This window comes from Collinsella sp. AM24-1 (assembly GCF_003470325.1).
GTDB lineage: Bacteria > Actinomycetota > Coriobacteriia > Coriobacteriales > Coriobacteriaceae > Collinsella.
Genome location: NZ_QRHM01000021.1, coordinates 27,431 through 33,933, shown reverse-complemented (window position 1 = coordinate 33,933; position 6,503 = coordinate 27,431). Strand labels below are relative to the sequence as shown.

7 protein-coding genes and 1 pseudogene are annotated in these 6,503 nt (G+C 54.1%); 3 read left to right on the top strand and 5 right to left on the bottom strand.

Annotation, left to right across the window (positions count from 1 at the left end; translation table 11 throughout):
* The 3 genes from DW661_RS08110 to DW661_RS08100 form a co-directional block, all read left to right on the top strand.
* On the top strand, positions 1-2,748 hold a 2,748-nt coding region (locus DW661_RS08110; RefSeq protein WP_147356444.1), incomplete at its 5' end, for an N-6 DNA methylase.
* Positions 2,749-2,785: 37 nt separating this feature from the next.
* Positions 2,786-3,778 carry a site-specific tyrosine recombinase/integron integrase gene (gene xerA / locus DW661_RS08105; RefSeq protein WP_117583305.1) on the top strand — a complete coding sequence of 331 codons (993 nt, stop codon included), beginning with the start codon at positions 2,786-2,788 and terminating at the stop codon, positions 3,776-3,778.
* A gap of 21 nt (positions 3,779-3,799) precedes the next feature.
* A complete protein-coding gene (locus DW661_RS08100) occupies positions 3,800-4,360 on the top strand; it encodes a restriction endonuclease subunit S (RefSeq protein ID WP_118065718.1) in 561 nt (186 codons plus the stop codon).
* A gap of 26 nt (positions 4,361-4,386) precedes the next feature.
* Here DW661_RS08100 and DW661_RS08095 read toward each other — a convergent pair whose 3' ends face one another.
* The 5 genes and pseudogenes from DW661_RS08095 to DW661_RS08080 form a co-directional block, all read right to left on the bottom strand.
* Positions 4,387-4,749, bottom strand: coding sequence for a hypothetical protein (locus DW661_RS08095; RefSeq protein ID WP_117583307.1), 363 nt, complete (start codon positions 4,747-4,749; stop codon positions 4,387-4,389).
* A gap of 58 nt (positions 4,750-4,807) precedes the next feature.
* A pseudogene (locus tag DW661_RS10380) lies at positions 4,808-4,978 on the bottom strand (IS30 family transposase); the annotation flags it as partial.
* The gene (locus DW661_RS08090; RefSeq protein WP_117583308.1) at positions 4,978-5,310 is read right to left on the bottom strand and encodes a nucleotidyl transferase AbiEii/AbiGii toxin family protein; all 333 of its coding nucleotides are present in this window, start codon (positions 5,308-5,310) and stop codon (positions 4,978-4,980) included. The gene DW661_RS08090 and the pseudogene DW661_RS10380, both read right to left, overlap by 1 nt.
* Before the next feature lie 16 nt (positions 5,311-5,326).
* Positions 5,327-5,539, bottom strand: coding sequence for a hypothetical protein (locus DW661_RS08085; protein WP_117583309.1), 213 nt, complete (start codon positions 5,537-5,539; stop codon positions 5,327-5,329).
* 169 nt (positions 5,540-5,708) lie between these two features.
* Positions 5,709-5,882, bottom strand: a complete 174-nt coding sequence (locus DW661_RS08080; RefSeq protein ID WP_255413178.1) for a type IV toxin-antitoxin system AbiEi family antitoxin domain-containing protein — start codon at positions 5,880-5,882, stop codon at positions 5,709-5,711.
* Positions 5,883-6,503 lie beyond the last annotated feature (621 nt).

Below are 6,503 nucleotides of genomic sequence, written 5' to 3'. Positions count from 1 at the left end.
CCTATTTGCTCAATGTGTTCGGTTGAGATCGGAAATCAACCCTTTCTTCAGAACGGCAAGGTACTCGTAGAGACGGTGCAACTTCTACAGCCGTATCGCATCGTAGGAACTCAAGACATTCAATTCTTGGGCGACCTCTTCGAACAGCTCCTTAATCAGGGCTTTAAGCAAAACGAGGGCCAATTCTTCACACCTGTGCCCATCACCCGTTTTATTTGGAAGTCACTCCCACTCGACAGCATCGTGCAGGACGAGGCTGGTGCCGTGCACTATCCACGCGTTATCGATTACGCCTGCGGCGCGGGGCACTTTCTCACAGAAGGGTTCGAAGAAATCTCCGACGCCGCATGCCAATATGATCCGACCATAGAGGATGACCTCGGAGACGCCGACTGGGTCAGAGACAATCTCGTCGGCATCGAGAAGGACTATCGACTCGCTCGCGTTTCCAAGGTCTCGTTCTACATGCATGGCGCAGGGCAGGGCAACGTGGTCTTCGGCGACGGACTTGAAAATTATCCCGACAAGGGAATCGACAGCCGAACCGACAGGGGACGCTTCGACATTCTTGTCGCCAATCCCCCGTACTCTGTCGCGGCCTTCAAACCGCATCTCAAGCTTCACAACAACGAACTCAAAGTGCTGGAAACCATCAGCGATAGCGGCTCGGAAATCGAGACCCTCTTTGTCGAGCGTGCGGCACAGCTTGTTCGGCCCGGAGGCTACGCCGCCATTGTCCTCCCCACCTCGATCCTCGACAAGAGCACGAGCTCGAGTTTCATGGCCGCACGCGATGTGCTTTTGAGCTCCTTCGAGATCGTCTCCATCGCCAGGTTTGGATCAGGCACATTCGCGGCCACAGGAACAAACGTCGCAATTATGTTCCTACGTCGCTTTGACGAGATCCCGCCCCGCAATGCGAACGCACTTGATTTCGTTGACGCTGTTTTTGAGCGCAGGAAGCTCACTGGTTGGAAAGACGAAAGCGCTTTCAACGCTTATCTCGACACAATTAATGTAGACGGAGATACTTACCGGGCTTTTCTCGCAGGAGAGGCTGGCTGGAACGAATGGGCAAACACTCGCCACTTCAACGTTTATTGCCATCTTTTCGAATCATCGAAGGAGCTCAAGACCCTTCGAAAGAGCAAGACTTGGAAGGCGGCCGACAAGAACTCACAGCTCAAAGCAGAGAACGAGCTGTTCTATCGCTATGCGCACAAGGAAGAGCGCAAACGCCTGCGCGTTTGGGGTCTCGTCTGCGGCGAACAGACGCTCATCATCAACTCACCTAACACGACCAAGGAAATCGCCTCTTTCCTTGGCTACAAATGGAGCAATCGCAAAGGCAACGAGGGGATACAGCCCATCGATGGTGAGGGCGTGCTCTATTCGGACGACGAATCGGACGACACGAACTCGCTAAGCGGCATCATCAGAGCATGGTTCTCCGGCGAGCAGGTTGAGCCCGGCGACCTTGCCCAGTACTACTACTATGCCAAGACCACCGATTTCATCGACTTTGATGCCGAGAAGTTCGACGAGACTCTTACGATTCCCCGCTCTTTCTACAAGCCCCGCTCGTTCGCCCAGGGCACCGTAGTCAAGACGCTTAGAGACATCACATCCTACGTTACCAACAGCGTGGCCCAGAGTTCCATCACCACCGACACTTACGTAACAACGGAGAACATGGTCAAGGATCGTGGCGGCATAACCGCCTATAGCGGAGAGCTTCCGGCAAGTGCTGGCACCGCATACAAGAAGGGAGACACGCTCGTCTCCAATATTCGCCCCTATCTGCAGAAGATTTGGCTCGCAGACCGCGATGGGGCGTGCTCCAAGGACGTTTTGGTATTCCGAAGCATAAATACCGACAGCCTATTGCCCGAGTTCCTCCATCTGCTCCTGTGGCAGAAGGACTTCTTCGACTACGATATGTCCACCTTCACGGGAACCGGCAGGCCTCGCGGAGACAAGAATGAGCTGCTCAAATACCCCATCCCAGTCCCGACGCTCTCCGAGCAGAGAGCCCTCATCGACGGTTTCAATCGCTTAACAGATGAAATCAATAGCAAAAGACAGCAAATCGCCGCTCTCAAGGAAAGCGTCAAATCACGGTTTGTAGAGGTATTTGGCGATCCGGTCGATGGTAAAAAATGGCCTTTCGTTAGGCTTGAAGACCTCTGTACCAAGTTGGGTTCCGGAGCAACACCACGAGGCGGCAAAACGGCATACAAGGCCGAAGGTGTTCCGCTGGTCAGAAGTATGAATGTTCACAACGGTCGTTTCGTGTGGAAGGACCTTGCTTGTATTGATGATGAACAAGCCGCAAAACTAGAAGGCGTCACGCTGATGAAGGGTGACGTGCTTCTGAATATTACTGGCGCTTCGGTTGCTCGTTCATGTCTTTTGCCGGATGAATTGGCTGGTGGACGTGTTAATCAGCATGTCTCAATTGTCAGAGTCGACCAAAAACGGATGCTGCCGGTGCTATTGAACACGGTGCTGATCAGTGATTCGTATCAGAGACTCCTGCTAAACGGCTCAAGAGCGGCTGGAGCAACAAGGGAGGCAATTACCAAAGAAGCTCTAAAGAGAATGACGGTTCCCTTGCCTCCCCTTGAGCTTCAGCAAGAGTTCGCCTCTTTCGTCGCTCAGGTCGACAAATCGCAATTTGCACTCGAGCAAGAGGTCGACGCCCTTTCCGCAGAGCGCGACGCCCTTCTAGACCGATTCCTCGCGTGATACGTTCCTCCCATCCATATCGGGATGGGAGGAACTGATGCACACGACGATCGAAATAGCAAACGCGGTTCTCACAAAAATGCAGGCACTCGTTAGCGGCGAAGTGCTTTCGTATCTCGAGAGCGTCCTTATGAGCGAACTCAGGGGCATCGAACTTGAAGTGAACGCGCTCAGCAATGTCGAAGACGAGGCCTCAAAGTACATGGAGCGATTCCTCGCAGCCAAAACCATCGAGGGATGCTCGCCTAAGACCATCAGGTACTACAAGGCCACACTTACAAGGGCGCTCGAAGCAATCAAAAAACCAATTGTCCGGATTAGTTCAGATGACTTACGAACATACCTGAGCGAATATCCCATGGGTAATAACGCAGGGAGCATCACCGTCGACAACGTCAGGCGCATCCTGTCGTCATTCTTCTCTTGGCTTGAAGACGAGAACCATATACTCAAAAGCCCTGCACGACGCATTAAAAAGATTCGCTCAAAGAGAACGGTCAAGTCCGTATATTCTGATGAAGAACTTATAGCCCTCACAGACGCCTGTTCTTGCAAGAGGGATCTGGCAATCATCAACCTTCTTAGTTCAACAGGGATGAGAATAGGCGAACTCGTCTCGCTCAATCGAGAAGACGTTGATCTAAATCGGCGAGAGTGCATTGTACTCGGAAAGGGCAACAAAGAGAGAGTCGTCTATTTTGATGCGACTACAAAGCTGCACCTAAACAACTACCTGCAAGAACGCAGCGATAACGTCGCCGCGCTATTCTGTAGTCTCACAAAGCCGAGTTCTAGGCTGCAAGTAAGCGGAGTCGAGCTCCGCCTTCGCTCCTTGGGAACAAAAGCAGGCGTCAAACACGTCCACCCACATAAGTTCAGGAGAACGCTGGCCACCAAAGCAATTGGAAAAGGAATGCCCATCGAGCAGGTGCAGAAGCTGCTTGGCCATCAAAAGATTGATACAACGTTGATGTACGCAATGGTCGATCAGGACAACGTAAGGGACTCTCATAGAAGGTATATCTGTTAAGTCAAATCACGGTTTGTCGAGATGTTTAGAACCAAGACACACGCATCATGGCCAATCGAAACAATCGGCAACTACAGCATAGAAATGCACTACGGCACTTCAGCAAAAGCCGGCGCCGATGGCGATTATGTCTACATCCGAATGAACAATATCACCGACGACGGCATCCTTGACCTAACCGATACAAAGCGAATCACCCTAAAGGGCCAAGCTCTCGAAAATGCTACCGTCCGCTATGGCGATATGCTTTTTAATCGAACCAACAGCATTGACAAGGTTGGGAAAACTTGCGTTTTTCATCAGTCAGAGACCATGGTTATTGCTGGGTACATCGTGTGCGTAAGGTTCGCTGACCACAGCTCTGCCGAATATGTATCTGGTTACCTGAATTCAAAGGAAGGAAAGCGAGTCCTTCGTAATATAGCGAAGGGAAGTGTCCATCAGGCAAACATCAGCGCAGCAGACTTGGCCGCTATTCCCATTGCAATTCCCCCGTTGTCCCTCCAACAGGAGTTCGCCGACTTCGCTGCCGAGGCGGACAAATCGCAATTTATCATCCACCAAGATCTTCACGGCTTTTGAAAAGACAGATAGTTACATGTCCAACGCTACAGAAGCCCGAGGACCGTCGCCTTTGATAGCATCTCGTAGGCTCGCGGATATGTCTCTTTGTCGCGCTCGGCCATAAATGCCCAGTTCGCCGTCACGTCAGCCGCCCTCACCATAGCCACCTTGGAGGAGTCGACATAGGAGACTGGAATCTTGGGCAGCCAGTCGCTAAATACAGGAGGGTAGGAGGTCTGCCACGTTGGGTTGAACATGCCGCAGCGCAGCTCCTCATCAACCGATTCTGCCAGGTTGTACTTTCCGTCGATCGAAGTCGAATGCTCGTCAACCACAACAGAAACTGCATCAACCTCGCTCGCGGCAATTCCCTGAAGCCTCAGCGCGTCAACGATGCCGGACTTCACGCCACGCTTTAGAGCGTAGTCAAGATACCTTTGCTTGCGCCTTTTCGAGCTTGAATTCTCAGAGCAACTGCAACACCCCTGAGTAGTGGACCTCGTAGGGCGTCCTGAACCCCAGGCGCTTGTGGGGCCTGCGGTTGATGGCATCGTACACCCGCTCGACCTCCTCGTCCGAGACCGCAGAGAAGCCGGTCCCCTTCGGGAAGTACTCGCGCAGCAGACCGTCTGTGTTTAGTCAAGCCTGATTTTCGGGTTGGGGCTGCGGTGGAAATCCTGGTCCTCTTTTGGTCCAGGATTTCCACCGCAGCCCCAACCCGTAAATTGAACGCTATCAAACACAGATGCCGTCGCGAAGTCGATGTCGCGCGTGACGCGGCCGTCGGGGATGCGCGCGAGCAGCCCGCTTCCGCCCTTGAGGATAAACCGGCCGTCGGGGTTGCTGAACACCCTGCGCAGGAACCGGTCGCGCAAAGCCCGACGACAGCCGTCCCCGGGGTCACCGCCCCTGTCGCGAACGGCCCTCTTCAGGGCCCTGTCGAGCTGACCGCCGTTCTCGTACGTCATTCTTCCCGCCTCCTAGCTAACGAATCGTACAGGCTGGCCCCCGCCGGCATCCCGGCTTTTGCCCCCCGGCGTCGATTTTCTCCCTCAGCGCGCCCTCGTCTTCGACGAGGCCCCTTTCGAGCGCGTCCGCGAGCACGTTCGCGACCAGGCTCAGTTCCTCCCCGGAGTCTATCAGGTCCACCACCGTGAGCCAGGGCCTCGTCGCCGGGATGTCCGAGACGATCGCCACGTCCTTCGGGTCGAGGCGGCGCTTCCTGATGAATCAGGTTCGGGCGCTTAGTCTGCTTTCTCTCGGGCGTGCAGAACTCGTAGGGCGAGGGGCTGACCTCGCCGATGCCGTAGAGCCATGCAGCCGTCGCCCCCATGGCGACGGGGCGCCTCCCCGGGTCGATCGACAGTCAGGCCGCGAGGACGTCCTCCTCCCGCGTGCTCGGCGAGCCGCCCATGCGGTAGACGCCCTTCGCGAGCCTCTCTATGTTGCCGAGCCCTTCCAGCCTCGAGAGCGCGTACCGCTCGACGCCGAGCACCTTCGCCTGCACAGATGTGAAGAGCCCCCTTTGGGAAGAGGCGATGTCGTTGGTGGCTCGTATGACTTCGATTTATTCCATGCTTGCATTGTGGAAAATAATGCAACAATGCAAGCAATACGCTCAGAATACACGGCGTTATTCGGCGGCATTCGGGGTCACTGAAACTGCGGAAACCGATTTTCGCATTTCTTTATTCCCATTTGTTGACCTGGGCGAATGCAATTGAAGAGGGCTTGAATCCGCCTCGCAGTTTCAAGTCAGTTTCATCCGCTCGAAATCGGCCTTCGGGGGACCCGAATTGTGAATTATTCCCGCAGGGCCTAATTATTCCCGTACCGCCGAGTACTCCGTTGTACCGCCCAGTAGGGACACACGGGAATAATTGGGTCGTTTTCCCAGGTAGAGATGCAAAAAGAAAGCCCTCGAACCAAAGGGTTCGAGGGCTGTTATTCCCACTATTTCGCTGGTGGCTTTGGTTCTGCCGTCCCGTCATTCCAGTTGCACCCAGTTTTCGGCATCGACACGGAACGCGTGCCGCCGAATAACGCGATGTCGCGTTTCGTCGGCTTCGGGGACAAAAGTTGGGACAACCTCAAAAACTTTTTTCAAACTCAGGGCATTGAGTTTTTGTTTTTGTCCCAAAGGAGCTTCCGACCGTGATTC